23 protein-coding genes and 1 other RNA gene are annotated in these 17,412 nt (G+C 65.3%); 14 read left to right on the top strand and 10 right to left on the bottom strand.

Annotated features, from left to right (window positions below; all coding sequences use genetic code 11):
* Positions 1-8 precede the first annotated feature (8 nt).
* From F0P95_RS13930 to F0P95_RS13895, 8 genes are all read right to left on the bottom strand, one after another.
* Positions 9-266 (bottom strand): hypothetical protein, encoded by a 258-nt coding sequence (locus tag F0P95_RS13930; protein WP_182334731.1) that lies wholly within the window; start codon positions 264-266, stop codon positions 9-11.
* On the bottom strand, positions 263-490 hold the full coding sequence (locus F0P95_RS13925; RefSeq protein ID WP_182334730.1) for a hypothetical protein: 228 nt from the start codon (positions 488-490) through the stop codon (positions 263-265). Before F0P95_RS13925 ends, F0P95_RS13930 begins: the two co-directional genes overlap by 4 nt.
* Entirely contained in the window at positions 490-1,119 is a 630-nt protein-coding gene (locus tag F0P95_RS13920; RefSeq protein WP_198422006.1) for a lambda exonuclease family protein, read from the bottom strand. The genes F0P95_RS13925 and F0P95_RS13920 overlap by 1 nt, the downstream gene beginning before the upstream one ends.
* Positions 1,116-1,388 carry an ERF family protein gene (locus F0P95_RS17375; protein ID WP_232528691.1) on the bottom strand — a complete coding sequence of 91 codons (273 nt, stop codon included), beginning with the start codon at positions 1,386-1,388 and terminating at the stop codon, positions 1,116-1,118. Before F0P95_RS17375 ends, F0P95_RS13920 begins: the two co-directional genes overlap by 4 nt.
* Before the next feature lie 192 nt (positions 1,389-1,580).
* Positions 1,581-1,871, bottom strand: a complete 291-nt coding sequence (locus F0P95_RS13910; RefSeq protein ID WP_182334729.1) for a hypothetical protein — start codon at positions 1,869-1,871, stop codon at positions 1,581-1,583.
* Positions 1,872-2,121: 250 nt separating this feature from the next.
* Positions 2,122-2,604, bottom strand: coding sequence for a hypothetical protein (locus F0P95_RS13905; protein ID WP_182334728.1), 483 nt, complete (start codon positions 2,602-2,604; stop codon positions 2,122-2,124).
* 41 nt (positions 2,605-2,645) lie between these two features.
* Complete coding sequence (locus F0P95_RS13900) at positions 2,646-3,137, bottom strand: hypothetical protein (protein ID WP_182334727.1); 492 nt, start codon at positions 3,135-3,137, stop codon at positions 2,646-2,648.
* 15 nt (positions 3,138-3,152) lie between these two features.
* Positions 3,153-3,647 (bottom strand): toxin-antitoxin system HicB family antitoxin, encoded by a 495-nt coding sequence (locus F0P95_RS13895; RefSeq protein WP_182334726.1) that lies wholly within the window; start codon positions 3,645-3,647, stop codon positions 3,153-3,155.
* A 219-nt stretch (positions 3,648-3,866) separates the two neighbouring features.
* On the opposite strand from F0P95_RS13895, the gene F0P95_RS13890 reads away from it, so the two are divergent.
* The 10 genes from F0P95_RS13890 (at position 3,867) to F0P95_RS13845 (ending at position 9,991) form a co-directional block, all read left to right on the top strand.
* Positions 3,867-4,022, top strand: coding sequence for an Arc family DNA-binding protein (locus F0P95_RS13890; RefSeq protein WP_182334725.1), 156 nt, complete (start codon positions 3,867-3,869; stop codon positions 4,020-4,022).
* Complete coding sequence (locus tag F0P95_RS13885) at positions 4,019-4,735, top strand: phage antirepressor KilAC domain-containing protein (protein ID WP_182334724.1); 717 nt, start codon at positions 4,019-4,021, stop codon at positions 4,733-4,735. Before F0P95_RS13890 ends, F0P95_RS13885 begins: the two co-directional genes overlap by 4 nt.
* A gap of 68 nt (positions 4,736-4,803) precedes the next feature.
* Positions 4,804-5,163, top strand: a complete 360-nt coding sequence (locus tag F0P95_RS13880) for a hypothetical protein (RefSeq protein WP_182334723.1) — start codon at positions 4,804-4,806, stop codon at positions 5,161-5,163.
* A 109-nt stretch (positions 5,164-5,272) separates the two neighbouring features.
* Entirely contained in the window at positions 5,273-6,262 is a 990-nt protein-coding gene (locus F0P95_RS13875) for a hypothetical protein (RefSeq protein ID WP_182334722.1), read from the top strand.
* A 97-nt stretch (positions 6,263-6,359) separates the two neighbouring features.
* Entirely contained in the window at positions 6,360-6,611 is a 252-nt protein-coding gene (locus F0P95_RS13870; protein WP_182334721.1) for a holin, read from the top strand.
* Entirely contained in the window at positions 6,604-7,089 is a 486-nt protein-coding gene (locus F0P95_RS13865) for a lysozyme (RefSeq protein WP_182334720.1), read from the top strand. Before F0P95_RS13870 ends, F0P95_RS13865 begins: the two co-directional genes overlap by 8 nt.
* Positions 7,086-7,547 carry a hypothetical protein gene (locus tag F0P95_RS13860; protein ID WP_182334719.1) on the top strand — a complete coding sequence of 154 codons (462 nt, stop codon included), beginning with the start codon at positions 7,086-7,088 and terminating at the stop codon, positions 7,545-7,547. Before F0P95_RS13865 ends, F0P95_RS13860 begins: the two co-directional genes overlap by 4 nt.
* Positions 7,547-8,275 carry a hypothetical protein gene (locus tag F0P95_RS13855; RefSeq protein ID WP_182334718.1) on the top strand — a complete coding sequence of 243 codons (729 nt, stop codon included), beginning with the start codon at positions 7,547-7,549 and terminating at the stop codon, positions 8,273-8,275. Before F0P95_RS13860 ends, F0P95_RS13855 begins: the two co-directional genes overlap by 1 nt.
* Before the next feature lie 10 nt (positions 8,276-8,285).
* Positions 8,286-8,801, top strand: coding sequence for a hypothetical protein (locus F0P95_RS13850; protein WP_182334717.1), 516 nt, complete (start codon positions 8,286-8,288; stop codon positions 8,799-8,801).
* A gap of 632 nt (positions 8,802-9,433) precedes the next feature.
* Positions 9,434-9,991: a DUF4376 domain-containing protein gene (locus tag F0P95_RS13845; protein ID WP_182334716.1), complete on the top strand. Its 558-nt coding sequence runs from the start codon at positions 9,434-9,436 to the stop codon at positions 9,989-9,991.
* Positions 9,992-10,269: 278 nt separating this feature from the next.
* Here F0P95_RS13845 and F0P95_RS17835 read toward each other — a convergent pair whose 3' ends face one another.
* Positions 10,270-10,545: an HNH endonuclease gene (locus tag F0P95_RS17835; protein WP_425515938.1), complete on the bottom strand. Its 276-nt coding sequence runs from the start codon at positions 10,543-10,545 to the stop codon at positions 10,270-10,272.
* 495 nt (positions 10,546-11,040) lie between these two features.
* Between F0P95_RS17835 and F0P95_RS13835 the strand changes: the two genes are divergently transcribed.
* Entirely contained in the window at positions 11,041-11,379 is a 339-nt protein-coding gene (locus F0P95_RS13835) for a YkvA family protein (RefSeq protein WP_182334714.1), read from the top strand.
* Positions 11,380-11,441: 62 nt separating this feature from the next.
* On the opposite strand, the gene F0P95_RS13830 is transcribed toward F0P95_RS13835, so the two are convergent.
* Entirely contained in the window at positions 11,442-12,587 is a 1,146-nt protein-coding gene (locus tag F0P95_RS13830; protein ID WP_182334713.1) for a tyrosine-type recombinase/integrase, read from the bottom strand.
* Between the two features lie 377 nt (positions 12,588-12,964).
* Here F0P95_RS13830 and ssrA point away from each other — a divergent pair.
* The 3 genes from ssrA (at position 12,965) to F0P95_RS13815 (ending at position 17,347) form a co-directional block, all read left to right on the top strand.
* Positions 12,965-13,318: a transfer-messenger RNA gene (gene ssrA, locus F0P95_RS13825) on the top strand.
* A gap of 709 nt (positions 13,319-14,027) precedes the next feature.
* On the top strand, positions 14,028-14,894 hold the full coding sequence (locus F0P95_RS13820) for an HpcH/HpaI aldolase/citrate lyase family protein (RefSeq protein ID WP_182334712.1): 867 nt from the start codon (positions 14,028-14,030) through the stop codon (positions 14,892-14,894).
* A 26-nt stretch (positions 14,895-14,920) separates the two neighbouring features.
* On the top strand, positions 14,921-17,347 hold the full coding sequence (locus F0P95_RS13815; protein WP_182334711.1) for a sodium:solute symporter family protein: 2,427 nt from the start codon (positions 14,921-14,923) through the stop codon (positions 17,345-17,347).
* Positions 17,348-17,412: the final 65 nt, after the last annotated feature.

Raw genomic sequence — 17,412 nt, 5'->3', positions numbered from 1 at the left:
GAGCTCAATCATGCAGCTACTCCCAAGGCCTGAAGGTCGATGGTGTCCACGCGGTCGTGCAGCTGGCGCTTGGCGTGGCGCAGGACCTTGGCGATGTAGGTGGGAGCGGCGCTGGTGAAGAAGGTCCGGGCCTCGAAGTGCAGGCGGCCGGTGTGGTCGCGCCGGAACAGGCGGTAGGTCACCGCGGATCCGTCGTCGGTCGGGAACCGGCCCCAGCTGAGCCCTTCGTTGCGCTTCGGGGCGCGGCGGGTGAAGTGGCGGCTCATGCAGCCTTCCTCCGCTTGCTGGCCAGGGCGTCCCAGGTGAGGGGGAACGGTCCCCGCTTGGCCCGGCCCAGCGCCGCGTGTTCGGTGATGCCCAACCGGCGCGCGATCTGCGCGGTGGTGACGTTCTTGCCCTCGACCACGTGCGCATACAGCGCAGCCCGAGCAGCACTGCCGCGGCGCGATCCGGCGCGGCTCTCTTCGGGTTGGAAGGTGACGGTGCCCATCAGGCCGCCTCCGGCATCTGGCGCAGTTCGGCGACGATCTTCTCCACCTCCAGATCGGCCGCCTTGATCGCGGCGCGAAGCTCGGCGATGGCCGCCTCGTCGCGCTCCACGCGGGTGATGGCCAGCTGCAGACGGTCGGGGAAGCGCGGGTCGTAGCTCACCGCGTCCACCCAGGGCGCGCCGACGACCAGCATCTGGTGCTGCAGCTGCCAGCGGTACTCGACCGCATGCGCGCCGGTGCGCAGGGCCTCCAGGTGCTTCTGCATGCTGGCCGGGCACTTGATCTCCACCAGCCCGTCGCCCACCAGCCCATCGGGGCTGCAGCCGGTGTTCGGGAGCTCGCTGCACAGCACGAAGCCGGCTTCCTCGACAGCGCGCCCGGTGGTGAAGCTGTAGGCGTCACGCGCCTCGGCCTCCAGTTCGATGCCCCGGTCCATCGCCGAGTTGCGGTAGGTCTCCACCGGCTGGCCAGTCAGGCGCTCAACGGCCAGCAGTGCGAGCAGGTTGGCCCGGGACGCGCTCGGGCCAGACTTCGTTCGGGCCATCAGGTCGGCGGCGCGGGACGCGGTGAACATGCCGCAGCGGGCCAGCATCCAGTCCTGCGACTCCTGAGCCTCGTTCGCCTTCATGCCTTGACCTCCTTCGCCCGGGAGGCCCACAGGGCGCGGACCTGGCGCATGGCAGGAGCAGGGATGCCGGTCTTGGTGCGCAGGTCCGCGGCGATCCGGTCCAGGCCATCCTTGTCCAAGGCGTCCTTGATCGCGTCCGCCCAGCTGGTGATGTCGAAGCCGGTGGAGGCAGTGAAGGCGTCGTCGTCCTCGCCGTGGCTGGTGAGGTTGAGCAGCGCGCCTGCGGTGTACCGCTTGCCGTAGCTCACGCTGGAGGCCACTGCCTGCACAGCGTTCTTGTTGCCGCTCGCGTCGGCGGGCAGCTTGATCGTGGTTTCCTCCCGGTCAATTGGCCTGGCTTGCTAGCGGGCGTGTTTGCCGGTCGAACGGTAGGCCGCGCGTTGAATAATCCGCGCTTGGCGGACTTCATCGTCAGCAACGAGGCGCGGCCTGCAGTCGCCAATGCGCTGGCAACGGTCCCGTCACCCCTCAGTCTTGCCCTCGCCAGCGCCCTCCGCGGGGCTCCGGTCACCGTCGAAACCGATCCGAGGCGGCCCAACAACGGTCGCTGAGGTATAGCGCGGATCCTTGGCGGCCAGCTTGGCCGCCTTTTGTGCCGCCTTCTCGGCCTTCTTCCTGGCGACCTTCTCTTCGTGAGCAGCCATCCGTCGGTTGTCGTAGTCGTCAACCTTCTTCCACCACCGGGTGATGATGGGCGCGAGCATGAGTGCGAGAGCCACGCCCAGCCCAGCCGAGATGCCGTTCCAGTTCACTTCGCCGCCCTGATCCGTAGACCTGGCGATCCTACCACCGGGCCGGCGGGTCGCTAGAACGGACTCCCCGTTGATCAACAGGAAGTAGCCGGTAGCGTTGGCTCATCACAGCCGCCAGCGCAGGTGAAGCCCATGGAAGCCATAGTCCTAGCCCCGCGCGGGCTGTTCTTCGACGGCGTTCGCGCCGAAGAGGATGAGTTCGTCGTAAAGCTGAATGCGGAGAGCTACATCCGGTTTCGCCGGATGGCGTCTATCCCAACATGCTTTGAAGCAGTGGAAGTGCTTTCTGCCAGTTCTCCAGGCCAGCATCAACCATCTTCAGTACAAGGTGTTTGGTGGTCTCGGCAGGCAGCTCTCGCAGCCGATCGAGATATCGCTTCTTGTCGGGCGGGGCTAGGTCAGACGCGTTGATCTGCCTCGCAATCAGCTGCTTGATGGAGTCTTCGTGGAGCCGAATGGTAAGCACGCCAAGGATGGCGCCAAGGCCACCATCGTCAGCGAGAAAGTCCAGCCCCTTGGCCGTGATCTTGGCCGTCAGGAGTGGATTCCCCATATCCAGGCTCCCCATGAACGTCGCAACGACAAGCTCGTGTTCGCCTAGGTAGGCGATGTTCACCTCTAGTTCGGAGCCGGGCGCATGCTGACGAAGGAAGTCCGCATAGACCGGCTCGGGGTAAGAGGCGGCAAGTGCTTCCAATAGCGTCCGTTGCAGGTCGCGGTTGAGCTTATCCATAAGTCTGTCCGTGGTGGGCTGGCTGGGTCGTGCCTGCCAGCTTACTCCTTGGCGGCCTTGCGTCTTTCAACATCTGTTGGTGCTGGTATGAAATCGGTAGGTGCAGTGGTGCCGTGCACATCCAAGCGGGCTTTGGTCACCTGCAATCTGAGAAGCTCATCGTGAAGCGGCTGCTCCTTGATCCAGCGGTAGAAGCCGAATCCGAAGAGAGCGAGGCCCATACCGCCAGGGAGGGCGAGGACCTTCAGGTAAAAGCCCCTGTCCGACGCGGCGATCTCAGCGCGACGATCATGGATGGCCTGCATGGCCATGTCTTCCTCCTGAAGCGCTTTGGTGATCTGTTTGGAGTCAGCTTTGCGCGCAGCGAGATATACTGTCAGCCGGTACTTGGCTTCAGCAATGGCCAGCAGCTCGTCGTTCGTTGACTTGTGCACATACACCGTCGAGACCACGGTGGTAACAAGCAACATGAACCCGAAAAGGGTCATGAATTTGTAGATGCTATCGGTGGGAATCGGGACGTTCGGCTGCATCCTTGCCGCTCCTGGTTACTTGGCCTTCTTGGGCTTGCTGTTGGCACGCTCGGTGAGGTCTTGGGGCGGGGTGTAGTGGGCGGTCGCCTTGTCGGATAGCACGATGCCACTTTGGGATTTGAGCAGGACATCTGCTTCTTTGAACATGTCTATCAGCCGCTGCTGCTCATCGGCGTAGTGCCGTTCAGCTTGGGCTTTGGCTTGTACGATGGCAACAAGTTCTTCTGGAGTTTCTGGAGTGAACTTTTCACCTTTCCCCAATGCACCTCTGATGGATGAGACGACCTCACGGAGATTGGCGGCAATCTTCTCGTTCATGAGTGCTGAGAGTCGCTCTTGGAGCATTTCTTTCAGAAGGCGGTCTTCAATCGGCTGGGGGAAGGTGCGCTCCAAGCGGCCGATGATCTCAGCGTTCATCGACTTGGAGGTCCGCGCGGCCTCCTCGGTCAACTTGGCGTGGAGGTCATCAGGGATGCGCAGGGTGATCCGGGTGTAGCCGTCGTCGCTCATAACTTTGGTTGTAGTAAAGCACTCGGCCGGCATTCCACCATTTTCGTGTCGGAAAGTCTTGACACCGTTTCGGTGTCATTCGTCAATGTGATTGACACGGAAATGGTGTCACGTTGGCGCGGACAGCTATCAACTCGACTATCTCCGTTGACTGCGTTCGCCGCTATTTGATAGTGCGCGCACCAGGCCGCCGGCTTGGGCAAAAACCGAGGATTTCCGATGAAAGATGAGATCGTCCCCCTCGTTCTGAGGGTTCCCGAGTCGCTGCGTGACTGGCTTCGCAAGAAGGCCGAGGCCGACACCCGCAGCATGAACTTCCTCACCAATCGCCTGCTTCGCGAGGCGATGGAGGCAGACCAGGAGAAGGCCGCATGAACGAGATGATCCTGTCGCCCGGCGAGGCTGCCATCACCAGCCGGGAGATTGCCGAGCTGGTGGAGAAGCGCCACGACAACGTGAAGCGCACCATCGAGACCCTTGTAGAGCAGAGGGTAATTGCTTCTCCTCAAATTGAGGAAAAGCCCACCGCAGGTCGACCAGCAGCCGAATTCGTGTTCTCGGGCGAGCAGGGCAAGCGGGACAGCATCATCGTGGTGGCCCAGCTCTCGCCGGAGTTCACGGCCCGGCTGGTGGACCGCTGGCAGGAGCTGGAGGCCAGGGTCGCCAAGTTCGACCCGGTGGCGGTGCTGGCCGACCCGGCAGCGATGCGTGGGCTGCTGCTGACCTACACCGAAAAGGTGCTGGCGCTGGAGCAGGTGGTGCAGGTCCAGGCGCCGAAGGTCGAGGCCCATGACCGGATCGCGGCGGCGGAAGGCTCGCTCTGTATGCGAGACGCGGCGAAGGTACTCCAGATGCGCCCCATCGACCTGCGGAACTGGCTCATCGTGAATCGCTGGATTTACGGCCGGCCGGGCCATAGCGGCTGGCTGGCATACCAAGATCGCATCCAGCAGGGTGTGATGTGCCACAAGGTCACGACGGTGCAGCGCGAGGATGGCACCGAAAAGGTGGTCGAGCAGCCCCGGATTACCCCGAAGGGCTTGACCCGGATCGGCAACGAGCTGGCGAAAACGCCGGTTGCAGCATGAAGAAGCGGCCGAACCGGGAGCGACAACTCCCGGCCCGGCCTACCACAACCGTCTAATGGGAGACGATCATGGCAACGGCAAGTGTAAAGCAGCGGGTGATGGCGGGCGACGAGGTGGTGGCAGAGGTCGACGGCGACGTAGTGACCCTCCACCTGGGCGAGAGGCCACGCCTTTTCACGGAGAGCGAGAACCCGCGGCTCGCCCCATACGAGAACCAAAGCGTTCAGTACATCCGCGAGGCGATCGAAGGAGCCGATGCGGTGGCGGATTTACTGATGACGGACGCCATCCATGCCGCGCAGGTGGAGAGCGAGGATGGATATGCCTATCAGCCGCTGCCCAGCTTGGCGGCCGAAGGGCTGCACATCGCGCTGCGGTCGCTGCTCCGCGATGCTCGGGGGAGGCTGGAGCGCCTGGCCAGTAAGTGATCCAGCGGCCCGAAGCCCCAAACGAAGAACCCGCCTCTCGGCGGGTTTCTTATCTAAGGATGATACTGCGGCTGGTCTTTAGCTGTGATAGAAGGCCCCCAGCGGCAGCATGTCGCTGCCGGTACAGGGGGCAAGGATGAAGGTGTTTCCAGCAGTTGTGCTAGGCGTATGTGCGTTGGTATCAGGCTGCGGGGTTTACAAGATCACAAGGCAAGATGCGAAGGAAGCAGGCACTGAGACTACCCTTGGGGGCGTGCCATTTCTTACTCGAGTCCCTGCGACTTATCAGGTAACGAAGCTGGTCCAGACCCGTTGGAAGGTCCAGTACGTGATGAAAGTTGGTGGGGAGGAATACCGCGCGCCTGCGGCTCCATTCGACATGCTGCTTAGCGAAGATGGGACGGCTGCACTGTTAAAGATCAACCGTGATCTTGATAGCAAGGGGGCGCAATTAACCCCTAAGTCGTTCCATGAGGCGGTTGAAAAGCTTGTCAATGAGAACGCGCAAGCTTGGCACACGTGCGGGGTATCGAAAGCTTATGACAGGGTTTGTGCAGATGGCGCGGATGCTAACTCAACACTCATTTCAAATGCGCTGGTAATAAAGACGGAAATTTCCAGCCAGCAGCACTACATCAATGTGCGGCGGCCTTGGGTAGGAAAGGCCTCGGCCTCAGTAGAGCTTGCGTCTGATGGCACGCTGACCAAGTCCACGGGTGAAATAGAGAGCAAGACGGTCGAAACAATAGCGGGCATCATCCCGTTCGCTGACTACGCAAAAAAAGTGCTGAAGCTCGGGGATTATGCAGTTGGATTGGGTAATGCAAGCAATGCGTACTCGTTGTTCTCAGAGGGTACGGCCCCATTGGCGAGTAGGAAGATTTCTATCTCATACGAGATGACGCCGGAGCCTTGGCTGTACGTTCTTCAGAAGAAAGGCAAAACACTTGAGGGCTCGCTGTCTTACAGCCCTACTGGGCAGGTGGAACTAGTGGAGGCGAGCAAGGTAGCCGCGGCCCCTGCCAAGAAGGATGAAGAAGCCCCCAAGGGGTGGAGCATCAGCGGAACCGTGACGCCACCAGCGGCCAAAGGGAAGTAACAGAGACTAAGAAGCCCCGCACTCGCGGGGCTTTTCATTTCCCCGTTGAAGCCTTGCCAAGCCCTGCCAGCATGTCCGAAACGGAACGGGGCAGGGCATGAAAGATCAGGCGGCGGAAGCAACTATTGCGGCGGTGGCGCAGAAGGTCGCCTATGGCGGCGGCGTTGCGTTCTTCGGCGGGCTGACGGCGAACGAAATTGCTGCGTTCGGCGGCCTCTTCATCGCCTTCCTGGGCCTGCTGGTGCAGGTCTACTTCAAGGTCCTGGACAACCGCCGGAAGAGTGAGCTGCACAAGCTGATGCTCTCCGGCCGCCGGTTCGATCCGGTGCAGGGGGACTCCGATGACTGACGCCAAGACCAAGGCGGTTGGCGGAGGCGTCGCCGCGGTGGCGCTTGCGGGTGTCTTGGCCCTGGCTGCGCCGCTGATCCAGAAGTGGGAGGGCGTCCGCTACGAGCCCTACCGTGACAGCGTCGGGGTGCTGACGGTCTGCTACGGGCACACCAAGACCGTGCAGGCCGGCAAGCGATATACCCGTGCCGAGTGCGACGCGCTGCTGGCCCAGGACATGGCTGAGGCGAACGGGTACGTCCGCCGGTGCATGGGCGTGCCGATGCTGCGGCATGTCGAGGCGGCCCTGACGAGTGCGGCCTTCAACCTGGGCCCGAAGGTCGTCTGCGGCTCGACCCTTCAGCGCAAGGCCCAAGCCAACGACTGGCCAGGGGCGTGTGCGGAGCTCGACCGATGGAACAAGGCAGGCGGCCGCGAGCTCCGTGGGCTGACCCTGCGGCGGGGCGATGAGCGCGCGATGTGCGAGGGGCCGCAGTGAACCGGGTCTACGCCGCTGCCGCCGCCCTGCTCGTCGGGCTGTCCTTCTGGGCGGGCTGGGAATGGCGCGACCGCTCCGCCGACCTGGCCCAGAGCCGGCAGGCCACCAAGCAGGCCCAGGCCGAGACCAAGGCCGTAGAAACCGCTCGCAGCGCCGAGCACCAGCAGGCCGACACCCTGGCCACCATCGGAGAGACCCATGAGCAAGCCCGCGCCGCGGCCCCGGCCGTCGCTGATGCTGTTGTTGCTGACCTGCGTGCTGGCAATCTCCGGCTGCGCGACGGCTGGGCGAGCTGCGAAACCCAGCGTCTGTCCGACGCCAGTACCGCCGCCCGCGAACGTGATGCGGCCGCCGAGCGCCGAGCGGAATTTGCGGGGGCTGTTGTTCGAGCCGGCCGAGACGCCGACGACCAGCTCGCGGCCTGCCAGGCCGTAATCCGGGCCTACGTGGCGCAGTGATGGCCGGCACCAAGATCAAGCTGAAGGACCAGCTCGGGCGCGTCGTCCGGGTCGGGGGCGATGGCACCAACGGGGCGACCGTCGGCAAGGATCTGCGCTGGCCGGACGGCTCGCTGGTGCAGGAGTCGCAAGTCCGCAACTCCGGCGGCCAGGCCGGCGGGAGCTCGGGCAGCAGTACCGGTGGCTCCACGGGCGGCATCGCGTCGACCGTCTGGAGGCTTGTCCGCGAGGTGCCGGCGAACCTGCAGAAGCTGGCCGCTCTGGTGGGGGCGGGCCTGGCCGTGCGCGGGAGCGATGGGACCTGGCACCAGCGATCGATCGCTGCCGGCGAGGGCATCCAGGTCGAGAACGCCGACGGCGCCGCCGGTGATCCGGTCGTCTCGCTGGCACCTCTGGTTCGCCCTGCTGCGGCCACGGTATCGGCCCTGCGGCTGGTCTCGGAGGGCGCCGATGGCGTCCGCCACCTGGATCCCACTGACGCGGCGTCGGTCGCCGGGATGCTGGGCATCTCGATCACCGCGGGCGATGCAGGCGCCGCGATCAGCATCAAGGCCGGCGGATCGATCGATGACGCTGGCTGGTCCTGGTCCCCCGGATTCGTGTTCGCCGGGCCCAACGGCGCGCTCACCCAGGCCCCGCCGACCACCGGCTGGGAAATCGTGGTCGGGTACGCCCCTGCGCCGACCCGCCTGAACCTCACTTTCGATGAGCCAGTGAAGCTGGCATAGGAGCAAGCAAATGGTGGACAAGGTCCTCTATCGGAACGCCGGCGAGACCAAGCAGTACACGCCGATCACCGCGTCGGCTGGTGCTGGCGATGCCGGCAAGATCCCGGCCCTGGGCAGCGACGGCAAGCTGGATCCGTCGATGTACGACCCGGGCGCAGATCCCAGCGAGCCGATCACCGCCAGCGAGGCGATCGGCGCCGGCAAGTTCTACAACCGCTTCTCCGACGGCGGGGTTCTCAAGGCGCGCCTGGCTGACAACTCCAACGCGCGCCCGGCCCACGGCTTCGTGCGCGAGTCCATCGCCGCGGATGCGGAGGGGACGGGCTACCCGCTCGACTCGGTCAACGACGCACTCACCGGCCTGGCCGTGGGGACCAACTACTACCTGGGCACTGCCGGGGGCGTCATCGCAGTGCCCCTGGACGCGGCCGACGCCGGCAACACCGGCAAGATCGACCAGAAGCTGGGCATGGCCAAGAGCGCCACGGAGCTGGTCACGGACGACTACGACTACGTGGTGCTGTAAATGGCCGAGCGTCGCCCGTTGGTCCGCATCAACGGCCAGAGCGTGCAGCTCCCAATGGGTGACTTTCTGCCGCACCGGCCGCTGTACCCCAAGACGTACGTGGGCACGACCAGCGGCACGTTCACACTGCCGGCAACCGCGCTTCCGGCGGTAGATGCACTGGCCGTTGGGGGCGGTAGCGGCGGGCACACCAATGGCGGCACCGGTGGCAACACCACCATCTCGGATGCCCTCGGTAACGTGCTCCTGGAAGCCGAGGGTGGCGCGGCCAACCGGCCTGGCCGCGGCGGTGGAATCGGCGCATACCAAGGCACGGCCAATGCAACGTCAGGCGGCGCTCCTGCGCAGCGCGGCGTCATGGGCTACGGCAACGGTGGCGGCGTGGGCAACTGGACGGCTGCCGGCAGTGGGTTGAGCGCCACCAATGCCGCCGCTGGCACCGGTGACGGAGGTGGGGGAAACCCTGGCGCCACGTCACGAGGTGGATGCGGGGGCGGGGTGGCCAAAAAGACCCTCTCTCTTACCCCCGGAGCCACCTACACGCACGCCATCGGGAGTGGGGGAACTGCTGGAACATCGGCCGGCGCCGGCGGTTCCGGTCGAGTGGAGTATCAGTACTGGGACACTGTGCCATGAGTCGCATCGCGCTGATCCGTGGCGGATGGGTCGCCAACGTCATCGAGGCAGAGCTTGCGTTCGCGCAGGCGCTGCCGGGCTACGACCACGTGATGGAGGCCGGGAGCGCCGGCCCAGGCTGGCTTCTGGTCGATGGCGTGCTGGTGCACCCTGCGCAGGTCAGCACCGAGGACCTGGCGGAGGCGAAACGCCGGCTTCGCGAACGCGCCACCGCGCTGCGCTGGGAGCGAGAGACCGGCGGCATCACGGTCGGCGGGGTGCGGGTGCTGACCGGCATCGAGGACCAGAACCGGATCGCCACCGCCTTGATCGGTGCGCCGGCCACGCTTGATTTCAAGGCGGAGAGTGGTTGGGTGACACTCACCCTGGCCGATCTTCAGGGCATCGCCGACGCGATCACCACCCATGTGCAGGCGTGCTTCAGCGCTGAGCGTGCGCATCACGAAGCGATCGACGCCATCGCTTCGATCGAAGCCGCCGCGCAGTACGATCTGGATAGCGGATGGCCAACCCCGTCGGGCTCCCGCATGGACGCGGGGGCAGCTGACGCCTAGCGTCGGCTAGGTCCGACCGATAGCGGTTCGCCTACACTAGCTACCCATCCAATGGGGGGGAGGCGCATGGCCAGACCGGGCAAGGGAACTACGAGTATCGGGTTCACGAACGGGAACAAGCAGAAGAACATCCGTGCCACTGGCCTGCCTGGCACGGATCATGGTCAATCGGTCTATGTCATGCACTGCCAAGAGTGCGGCGAGATCTATGGTGCAAACGGCAGCGATATCCATCTTCGGAAGTGTCCTGTATGCCAAGGCGGCCGCCCTGGGCTGCCCTATGAAGTTGCATGACCATGCCTGACGGTTCGCCAGCGGCCCGCCAAGACTTCCCGTTGGACATATTCGGCATACGCCTTGGAGTCGGGTGGAACCGGAAGGCGGTGGCGTTGCTGATTGCAGTACCAACATGCTGCCGCGATGTTTCCTCTGGAATTCGAACCGCCATCGCACCTAGCCTGTAGGTGCTCAGCGGTGCACCGTCGCTCCTTAGCTTGGCGTTTACCGATGGAAGCAATTGCAGCGAATGCCTTGAGATGGGCGCCATTCCACATGGGCTGCTTGCAATAGTAGCAACTGCCATTCTGGCGATTGAACGCTAATACGCGGAGTGTCGATATTTTGGTCGGCATGGGTTCGGACTCTTGAGGTGAAGAGTCCTGGTAGCCCGTGCCGTGGCTCCGCAGGAGGCAGCCCGGGTATCCCGGGCAAGCGTTCGCAGACGCAAGGTCGCCTTGCTGGTGTCCGCGTTACTGCGCCACTCATTTCTGGCGCAAGCCCGATCATAGCGCTGCTTTTGCCGAAGCGCTACGCAGATGGTGTTGGCGCCAGTCAGCGGGGGGGCTTGCTTCTCGCTTGGTGCGATTGGCGCCTGCCAAACTGCAGGCCATGGACGCATCGACCAAGAAGCAGGCGTGGCATCCCGGCAAACTCATATGGGCAAGTGGGGGCTGTGGCGGCGACAATCGCTGATCGGATAGGATTCGTTTCGTGGCTCTGTCGTCAGTTTTGAGTCTGGTCGATGCCGTTTATTTCAACAGGGGGTTTCAATGTCTTCAGATAATTACCAATCAGCTTATTCAGATGCGAGCTTTTGGGATAAGGCGAAGAGCCATGCCAAGAGCGCAGGCAAGTCTGCGATGGAGCCCGCTTTGAAGATGTATTACGCCGCTCAAGATCCGGAAACTCCCGCTTGGGCCAAGGCCGTCATCTATTCTGCGCTGGGGTATTTCATCCTTCCTTTGGATGTGATCCCAGATGTTGCGCCTGTCGTCGGGTATAGCGACGATGTCGCTGTTCTGGCTGCCGCACTCGCCACCACCGCGGCCAACATCAAAGATGTGCATGTAACTAAGGCCAAGGAAACACTGGCAAGGTGGTTCTCGTAGCACAGTATCTAGGTCGCTGGGTGCACCGATTTCCTGCAGATGGTGCAGGAGCGGCACCGGCGTTAGTAGCCGCAGAACGTGGCCCGTGCTTCCATCAGGACGCGCCGCCGGTCTAGAAGTGCGCCGCGCCGATAGGCAGCCTCGGCCTTGTTCCGGATCGCATGGGCCAGAGCCATCTCGACCACTTCGTTCGGCGTCTCGGTCGTCTCGGCCGCCCAGTCGCGGAAGGTGGAACGGAAACCGTGGACGGTGAAGGGGAGCTCCAAGCCCTTCGGTGCCGGCTTTTGGACCAGGTACAGCATGGCGTTCTCCGACAGCCGGAAGGGCGGCTCCTTCCGGCTCAGTGGCTTCAGGATCGCCAACGCGGCCGATGTCAGCGGCACCGAGTGTTCCCGACCGCCCTTCATCCGGCCTGCAGGGATCGTCCAGACCGCGGAGTCCAGGTCGAACTCAGACCACTGCGCCCCGACCACTTCCTCAGTTCGGGCGGCGGTGAGGATCGTGAAGCGGAGCGCACGCCTGGATCTGGCGTCCCGCTCGGCGAGCGTGGCCATGAATGCCGGCACCTCGGTATAGGGCATGGCCGCGTGGTGCCGCCCCTTGGTGACCTTGGACGGCTTGGGCAGGAGGTTCTGCAGGTGCCCCCGCCATCTGGCCGGGTTCTCGCCTTCACGCATGCCATGGACCTTGGCCCAGTCCAGAACCCGCTCGATGCGGCCGCGAACGCGGGTGGCCGTGACCGTCTTCTTCTCCCAGATCGGGCGCAGGCAGGCCATCACCATCTGGGTGTCGACCTCGGCCACCGGCGTGGCTCGGGCCGGGCCGTAGTCCCTCAGGGACTGGATCCACTGTTCGGCCTGGGCGTCGTTCTTCCAGCCGGAACGGTGCGCGGCGATGTAGGCATCCGCCGCCTCACCAAACGTCGCGCCGGCGGACTTGGCGGCCCGCCGGGTAGCGATGGGGTCGTCTCCGGTCACCAGCAGCTTGCGCTGGGCCACGGTCGCCTGCCTGGCTTCTGCCAGCGACACGACGGCCGCTGATCCCAGCCCCATCTCGCGACGCCTGCCGGCGCGCTGGTAGCGCAACACCCAGGACTTTGCTCCGGTCGGGCCGATGAGCAGGTACAGGCCGCCGCCGTCCGCGTGGTAGCCTTGCTTGGTCAGGGTCTGAACCGCCCGGGCACTCAGGCGGTGGATCGGTCGAGCCATCGAATCTGCCCCATCATCTGCCCCATGTTTCGGGCCGGGATTGTATGAGAAGGCAGGATAAGGGTGCGGAGTCGCAGGCCTTGATACTGCTGGGTTTTGAGCCTCGCAGAGAATGCTAGGGAAGGCCGAATCGGCCTCTCACTCCGCCAGTTGAAAAACGTCTGCAAACCCAGGGTTTGCGGACGTTTTTCGTTTCAGGGGATCTGTTCGTGCCGCGCCCCTGGATTGGGCGGGCAGGGCGCATGACTGGAAGATGTCCGCCCGGTCGCGTGCAGGTGACGCATCACGCCGCATCGCGTACCATGGCTACTGTCGAGCATCGACCGGACCGCATCGTGGATCCGGGCGATCAGGACGGAAGAATTCTTGAAGAAATCGGGGGTGCACTGGTTTCGACGGGGGTTGTGAAGTCGCTTGGCGCATGCCGAGGGGGTAGCTTTCCTCGTAAATCCAGCTGCACAACTCATAGTTGCCAACGACGACAACTACGCTCTGGCCGCTTAAGGCCTAAGCCCCGAAACAGCTTGTGTCCGTGCTCGCTGCGTAGGGTCATCATCACGGAATCGCATGGGGTGGCTGCCCGTCAGCCCCAAGCTAGATAAAGCGGGCTGGTTCCGGGATGCGCTTTGCGCGCCGTGCTGTTCCGGGGCGAGATACAACGGCGAGCTAAGCATGTAGTGCCGGGGATGGAGTGCCTTCGGACGGCGGTTCAATTCCGCCCACCTCCACCATATTGAGATGCCGGGATTTCCCGGGAAGTCACGAAACCCCTGGGAAACCAGGGGTTTTTCTTTGCTCGTTGTTCGTCAGTGTACGTGGCGGTCGCCGGGGTGCCGGGGGCCGAGGAGTGGTGGTAGGCAGTGGGCAGGCGGCCTGGGAGGCGCGTGCCGCCCGGCCGGATCCCGGTGGTGACCGGGGCGTGCACAGCCCGCAGCCCGCATGGCGTGCGGGCGTCCTTGCCGATGCCCTGTCTCCTGGTTGGCGAGCCCATGCGGGTTGGCAGTGACCGCCGTCGACAGTGCCGGTGGTCGCCCGCTTCTGCCCGCCGCCGAAGCCGGGCGGGCGCGTCGGCATGTTTTCCGTGCGCCTTGTTGACCGGGGCGCCGGCAGCACCGCGTCGGGGCAGGTCCCGGGCCTGCGAACAGGGTGGCCCCGGCTTCCGCGGACGTATCCGTGGACACGGGGCGCCAGCCCGGTTTTGCCCGTGCCGGCCGCGTCCGCGACAGGGCAGAGCGGTCATGGTTCCTGGCGTGGCTGGCGGGCGTTGGGCAGGGTGGGGTTCCGCGCAGCGATTTCCGTTGCGATTCCACGTTCTGGCGCCGCGCCGGGCCACCGGGGCGGGGCGGCAATGCAAACAAACGCTATCGCGTGAATGTCCGGGGATACACATTTTTCAGCGTTCCGAATCGCGCAGACTGCCCCGCAGGATGAGGGGAAACCATGCGTAGCAAGCTGTTCGTGCCCGGCGCACGCCCGGAACTGTTCGACAAGGCGATGGCCGGCGCGGCCGATGTCCTGTCATTCGACCTGGAGGACTCGGTCCCCGAGGCGGGCAAGGCCGCCGCACGTGCGCAGGTCGCCGGCTTCCTCTCCCGGCCAGGGGTCGCGGACAGCGGCCGCCTGCTGATCGTGCGCAGCAACGGTACCGACACGCCCCATTTCGCTGCCGACGTTGCAGCGGTGGCGCTGCAGTCGGTGTGGCTGCTCAACCTCCCCAAGGTCGAAACGGTGGCGCAGGTGCACGCGGCGGTCGCGTCGCTGGAGCGCGCGGAGGCCGCCAACGGCGTCACCCGCCCCATCGGCCTGCTGCTCAATATCGAAACGCCATGCGGCCTGCGCATGGCCCCCGCGCTGGCCGCCGCGCATCCGCGCGTGGCCGGGCTGCAGCTCGGGTTGGGCGATCTGTTCGCGCCGCACGGCATCGCCCGCACCGCCGCCAATGTCCACGCCACCCTGTTCGCGCTGCGCATGGCGGCTGCCGAAGCGGGCGTGTTCGCCTGCGATGGCGCCTTCCCCGATGTCGGCGACGACGATGGCTTCCGCGCCGAGGCCAGGCTGGCCCACACGCTGGGCTTCATCGGCAAGAGCTGCATCCACCCGCGCCAGGTCGGACTGGCCAACGAGGTATTCGGCGCGTCCGATGCGGCGCTCGACGAGGCTTGCCGTATCGTCGCTGCCGCCGCGGATGCCGCTGCCCAGGGACGCGGCGCGTTCCTGTTCGAGGGACGCATGATCGACCTGCCTTTCCTGCGTCGCGCCGAAGCACTGCTGGCCGGCGCCGCCCGCCGCGCGCCCGCCGCGTCCTGATTCCCATGCCCTGCCGAGCCACATCGATGCCGATACCCGCAGTAGCGCACGCCTCCTCCCTGTCCCGACGCCTGCTGCGCGGGTTGCGCCTGTTCACTGCAGCGACGCTGCTGGCGCTGGGCGGAACCGCGGCGGCGGACAACCTGACCAGCGTCGCGTCCGGCACGCTGGCGCCATTGCCGGCGGAGGCCACCCAGCCACGGCTGCTGGTGGTCGATGGGCGTGACCTGGCGCTGTCCGTCGATGGAGCCTGGGCACTGGCCGGCGACGGCAAGACCTGGCAGCCGCTGGCGCTGGCGCCGGCCGGGGCCGGCGCCGACATCCGCATGGCGGTCAACGCCGGTGGCCAGGCCTGGTTGCTGCGCGGCGGCGACAGCGACAGCAGCGACCGCCTGCAGAGCGCCCGCCTGCAGGGCAATACGCTGTCGCTGGGGCGCACGCTGGCGCTGCCGGCGACGCTGCGCCAGGCGCAGGTCACCGCGCTCGGGGACGTGCTGTACGTGGCCGGTACCGGTGCCGACGGTTCGATGCACCTGTATCGGCACGCGCTGGCGGTCGAGGGGGGCGGCTGGCAGGCGCAGCCGGCGTGGCCTGCCGCCGGGCGCCTGGTGGCGCTGCAGGGCCAGAAGGGTGGCCTGTACGCGGTCGTCGGCGATGCCACCGGCGACGCGCTGTGGCGCTGGACCGCGGATAACGGCTGGCAGGAAGCGCCGGCGCCGGCGGGTCACATCCTGCCCGGCTCGCTGCGCGCGCTCGGCCAGGCGCACCTGCTGATGCTGGTGCGCGATGCCAACGGCATCGGCCTGCGCACCTTCCACACCATCACCAGTGCCTGGGCCACGCTCGACGCACCGGCCATGCCGGCCGACGCGGCGCCGCTGGCGATCGCCGCGCGCGGCAACGGCCTGGCCTGGGCCGGCGCCGACGGTGGCATGCACTACGCCGAGGTGCAGGGCGGCAAGCACCTGCTCGGGTGGCTGGACTGGAGCGTGATCGTCATCTACCTGGCCGGCATGATCGGCATCGGCGTGTACTTCTACCTGAAGGACCAGACCGCGTCGGAATCGGAGTTCTTCGTCGGCGGCCGCAGCATCCCGTTCTGGGCCGCCGGCATCAGCCTGTATGCCACCAACACCAGCTCGATCAGCTTCATCGCCATCCCGGCCAAGGCCTATGAGACCAACTGGCAGTACCTGACCAACAACCTGGTGGCGGTGCTGGGGCTGATGTTCGTGGCGGTGTGGATCGTGCCGCTGCTGCGGCGGCTGGACCTGATGAGCGTGTTCTCCTACCTGGAGACCCGCTTCCACCCGGCCATCCGCATGCTCGCCAGCGCCCTGGCCATCGCCATGCAGGTCGGCAGCCGGCTGAGCGTGATCCTGTTCCTGCCGGCGCTGGCGATTGCCACCATCACCGGCATCGACGTGGTCTGGAGCATCCTGATCATGGGCGTGTTCACCATCATCTACACGGTGATGGGCGGCATGCGCGCGGTGGTGTGGACCGATTTCGTGCAGGTGTTCGTGAAGATGGGCGGCGCGATCTTCGCCATCGGTTTCATCGTGTGGACCCTGGGCGCCGATTTCGACGGCATCCGCGAAGCGGCGATGGCCGAGCACAAGACCAAGCTGCTGGACTTCAGTTTCGACCTGACCAAGGCCACGGTGTGGGGCTTCATCTTCCTGGTGGTGTTCGACGTGGTGTTGACCTTCCCCAAGGACCAGGTGCTGATGCAGCGCACGCTGGCGACCAAGTCGGACAAGGAGGCCGGGCGTTCGATCTGGATCTTCGCCGCGATCATGATCCCCGGCGGCTTCATCTTCTACAGCATCGGCACCGCGCTGTGGATGTACTACAAGCACAACCCGGGCCGGCTGGACCCGCTGCTGCCGATCGACGCGACGTTCCCGCTGTTCATCGCCGCCGAACTGCCGCCGGGCGTCACCGGCCTGATCATCGCCGGCATCTTCGCCGCGGCCATGTCCACGCTGTCGAGCATCATCAACAGCGTGGCGACGCTGCTGTCGGTGGACTTCTACGACAAGCTGGCGAAGAACCCGACCGAACGCGGCAGCGTGCGCTTCGCCGAGATCATGACCGTGGTCGTCGGCCTGGCCGGCATGGGCCTGGCGCTGGTGCTCTCGCGCTATGACATCCACTCGCTGTTCGACGTCTCGATCGAACTGGCCGGCCTGCTCGGCGGCGGCTTCGCCGGTGCCTACACGCTGGGCATGTTCACCCGCCGCGCCAACTCGCCGGGCGTGGCCATCGGCATCGCCGGCAGCATCGCGCTGACCCTGGTGGCATGGTCGCTGGACCTGGTGCACCCGTACTTCTACCTGGGCATCTCGATCCTGCTGTGCATCGTGATCGGCTACCTCGCCAGCCTGTGCTTCCCGGCGCCGGCGCGCTCGCTCAAGGGCCTGACCATCTACCGCCAGGACGCCACGTGAACGGCCGGCGCGCGACCGTGACGTTGGTCGGATGCCGCGCGCCGTGGCCTGCTGTAGCGTTGCCC

Origin of the sequence: Stenotrophomonas acidaminiphila (genome assembly GCF_014109845.1) — a bacterium.
Taxonomy (GTDB): Bacteria; Pseudomonadota; Gammaproteobacteria; order Xanthomonadales; family Xanthomonadaceae; genus Stenotrophomonas; species Stenotrophomonas acidaminiphila.
Note: the sequence above shows the minus strand (reverse complement) of the source record. Positions and strands in the feature narration are given on the sequence as shown.

Excerpts from the sequence above, each read along its gene's own strand:
- F0P95_RS13930 (WP_182334731.1), bottom strand. The coding sequence starts at position 266 with ATGAGCCGCCACTTCACCCGCCGCGCCCCGAAGCGCAACGAAGGGCTC.
- F0P95_RS13925 (WP_182334730.1), bottom strand. The coding sequence starts at position 490 with ATGGGCACCGTCACCTTCCAACCCGAAGAGAGCCGCGCCGGATCGCGC.
- F0P95_RS13920 (WP_198422006.1), bottom strand. The coding sequence starts at position 1,119 with ATGAAGGCGAACGAGGCTCAGGAGTCGCAGGACTGGATGCTGGCCCGC.
- F0P95_RS13905 (WP_182334728.1), bottom strand. The coding sequence starts at position 2,604 with ATGGATAAGCTCAACCGCGACCTGCAACGGACGCTATTGGAAGCACTT.
- F0P95_RS13900 (WP_182334727.1), bottom strand. The coding sequence starts at position 3,137 with ATGCAGCCGAACGTCCCGATTCCCACCGATAGCATCTACAAATTCATG.
- F0P95_RS13895 (WP_182334726.1), bottom strand. The coding sequence starts at position 3,647 with ATGAGCGACGACGGCTACACCCGGATCACCCTGCGCATCCCTGATGAC.
- F0P95_RS13890 (WP_182334725.1), top strand. The coding sequence starts at position 3,867 with ATGAAAGATGAGATCGTCCCCCTCGTTCTGAGGGTTCCCGAGTCGCTG.
- F0P95_RS13885 (WP_182334724.1), top strand. The coding sequence starts at position 4,019 with ATGAACGAGATGATCCTGTCGCCCGGCGAGGCTGCCATCACCAGCCGG.
- F0P95_RS13880 (WP_182334723.1), top strand. The coding sequence starts at position 4,804 with ATGGCAACGGCAAGTGTAAAGCAGCGGGTGATGGCGGGCGACGAGGTG.
- F0P95_RS13875 (WP_182334722.1), top strand. The coding sequence starts at position 5,273 with ATGTCGCTGCCGGTACAGGGGGCAAGGATGAAGGTGTTTCCAGCAGTT.
- F0P95_RS13870 (WP_182334721.1), top strand. The coding sequence starts at position 6,360 with ATGAAAGATCAGGCGGCGGAAGCAACTATTGCGGCGGTGGCGCAGAAG.
- F0P95_RS13865 (WP_182334720.1), top strand. The coding sequence starts at position 6,604 with ATGACTGACGCCAAGACCAAGGCGGTTGGCGGAGGCGTCGCCGCGGTG.
- F0P95_RS13855 (WP_182334718.1), top strand. The coding sequence starts at position 7,547 with ATGGCCGGCACCAAGATCAAGCTGAAGGACCAGCTCGGGCGCGTCGTC.
- F0P95_RS13850 (WP_182334717.1), top strand. The coding sequence starts at position 8,286 with ATGGTGGACAAGGTCCTCTATCGGAACGCCGGCGAGACCAAGCAGTAC.
- F0P95_RS13845 (WP_182334716.1), top strand. The coding sequence starts at position 9,434 with ATGAGTCGCATCGCGCTGATCCGTGGCGGATGGGTCGCCAACGTCATC.
- F0P95_RS17835 (WP_425515938.1), bottom strand. The coding sequence starts at position 10,545 with ATGTGGAATGGCGCCCATCTCAAGGCATTCGCTGCAATTGCTTCCATC.
- F0P95_RS13835 (WP_182334714.1), top strand. The coding sequence starts at position 11,041 with ATGTCTTCAGATAATTACCAATCAGCTTATTCAGATGCGAGCTTTTGG.
- F0P95_RS13830 (WP_182334713.1), bottom strand. The coding sequence starts at position 12,587 with ATGGCTCGACCGATCCACCGCCTGAGTGCCCGGGCGGTTCAGACCCTG.
- F0P95_RS13820 (WP_182334712.1), top strand. The coding sequence starts at position 14,028 with ATGCGTAGCAAGCTGTTCGTGCCCGGCGCACGCCCGGAACTGTTCGAC.
- F0P95_RS13815 (WP_182334711.1), top strand. The coding sequence starts at position 14,921 with ATGCCGATACCCGCAGTAGCGCACGCCTCCTCCCTGTCCCGACGCCTG.